Below are 2,099 nucleotides of genomic sequence, written 5' to 3'. Positions count from 1 at the left end.
GGGACGGACCACCAGGTCCGGCGGCGGCGGGGGCCGCGTGGGGTCACCACCGGGCAGGTTGTCCGGCTCCTCCACCTCCACGAAGAGGTTCTCGTCGGTGCGGAAGGCGAGCTGGCCGATGCACTCCTCGGCCTCCGAGCGCAGCTGGCCCACCTTCTGCTGGGCGATCATCACCTTGGTGAACTCGTGCTCGCCGGGCGCCGCCTCGCTCTTGCTGACGGCCTCCTGGAGGGCCACGTCCGCCTGCTCGGAGATGCGCAGGAGGCCTTTGATCTGCGTCAGCTTCTCGTTGGCGCAGTTGAGCTTCACCACGTCCTTGGTGCGCCGCGCCTCCTCGACCTTCTCGAACACCTGGCGGAGCGACTCCCGCATGCCGCCCAGGGCCTGCGTGCTGCGCTCCAGCTTCTGGCTGTCCGGCACGTCACCGGCCTTGTCCAGCGCGGGCGGAGCGGGGCGCGGCGGCGACGCGGGCGACTGCGCCAGCGCCATCCCGGAGGTGACGAGTCCTCCCACGACGGCGAGCATTCCCAGGGTGCGCATGCGCCTCACGAGTCCTTCCGGCCCTTCCCAAGCTGCGAGAGTCGAGCCTAGGAGTGAGGGGGAGGGGTGTCAACGCAATGCCCCATCGCCCCGGAGTCCGGCTTTCCAGCTCCGGAAGTCAGTCCTGGGGGGCCAGGCGGGCGTTGGCCTCGCGCAGGCGGGCGGACAGGCTGCGCGCGATGTTCACGACGATGAAGGTGAAGCCGTCCGCGTGCGCCAGCCGGAAGGTCCGCAAATCCTGCGCGGTGAGCTGGAGCAGCTCCACTTCGCCCAGGGCGCGCACGGTGGCGGAGCGGTGGTCCTTGTCGATGAGGCCCATCTCCCCGAAGAACTCCGGCGGGCCCAGGACGGTGAGGGGCTTCACCTCGTTGCTCACACCCCGGCGCACCACCTCCACCTGGCCGCGCACGATGACGAAGAGGCTGTCACCCAGGTCGCCCTCTTCGAACACCACCTCGCCGTGCGCGTAGCGGTACAGCCGTGCCAGCTCCGCCAGCCGAGCGAGCTCGGCGGGGGCCAGCATCTCGAAGAGAGGGGATGTGGCGATGACTGCCAGCTTCTCCATGTGCTCCCCGCGGGTCCGGTGACCCCGGAAGGTCCGGACGGTCGAGCCTATTCCCCTGGCGAGAAGATGAACGGGTAGCTGACGGGGACGTCGTCACTCGGTTTGAAAGGGAACGTCCAGGTGCGCATGGTGGTCTTGATGCAGTTGATGACCTCGTCCGAGCGCAGGGTGGATTCCTCCACCTCGACGTTGCTGGCGCGGCCTTGCGGCGTCAGGTCGAAGCGAATCATGACCCTGCCCTTGAGGGAGGGGTCGCGCTTGAGCCCGTTCTCGTAGCAGCGCTGGATGGAGGCCTTCCTGCGCTGGATCTCGCGGGCCAGGTCCTTGGGCTTGACCTCGGAGCTGTCCACTTCCGGCACCGAGTCCACGACCTGGGGCACCTTGACGACCTGCTTCTGGCCGGTGTTCACGGTGCCCGCGCCGGACGTCTGCGTGGCGCCGATGCCCGCCATCTTGCCGCCGGTGTCTCCCTGCGGATTGGCGATGCCGTTGCCGCCGCCCGAGCCCGCCGTGAGCGCGCCACCCGCCGTCGCGCCCGCGAGCGCCTCCGCCACGTTGGCGCCGCTGCCGGAGCTTCCGAGCACGTCCGCGATGGCGTCGCCGCCACCGGGGCCCGTGCCGCCCAGCAACTTGAGGAGGCCGGTGCCCGCGACCCTCGCCTCGACCTGCTGCCGGCGTTCCGCGCTGTTGGCGGGGGCGGGCGTCGCGGCGGTGGTGGGCGTCTTCTTCGGAGCGCTCTTCTCCTCTTCCGGCTTCTTCTCCCCGGTCGCGGTCGTCTCCTTGGGCTCCTCCTTCTTCGCGGGCTGGGGCGGGATGATGGCGCGCACGAAGCGGTCTTCCAACTGGTCCAGCTCCACCTCCGCCTCCACTGGCGCGGGCTGGGCGACGATGATCGCGACGCTCAGCACGTAGAGCACCAGCATCGTCAGCAGGATGCCGAAGAAGACGCGGTCCACCGTGCGCCACGTGCTGGCCTTCAGCTCCGGGGGGAGGG

3 protein-coding genes are annotated in these 2,099 nt (G+C 69.9%); all 3 read right to left on the bottom strand.

Annotation, left to right across the window (positions count from 1 at the left end; genetic code table 11):
- The coding region (locus D7Y15_RS43215) for a hypothetical protein (RefSeq protein ID WP_120581643.1) at positions 1-540 on the bottom strand (540 nt) is incomplete at its 3' end.
- 118 nt (positions 541-658) lie between these two features.
- Positions 659-1,105 (bottom strand): cyclic nucleotide-binding domain-containing protein, encoded by a 447-nt coding sequence (locus D7Y15_RS43210; protein WP_120581644.1) that lies wholly within the window; start codon positions 1,103-1,105, stop codon positions 659-661.
- 47 nt (positions 1,106-1,152) lie between these two features.
- The coding region (locus D7Y15_RS43205) for an AgmX/PglI C-terminal domain-containing protein (RefSeq protein WP_148713042.1) at positions 1,153-2,099 on the bottom strand (947 nt) is incomplete at its 5' end.

It is taken from the genome of Corallococcus sp. AB030, assembly GCF_003668965.1.
GTDB classification, from domain to species: domain Bacteria; phylum Myxococcota; class Myxococcia; order Myxococcales; family Myxococcaceae; genus Corallococcus; species Corallococcus exiguus.
This window is presented reverse-complemented; position numbering and strand designations above follow the sequence as displayed.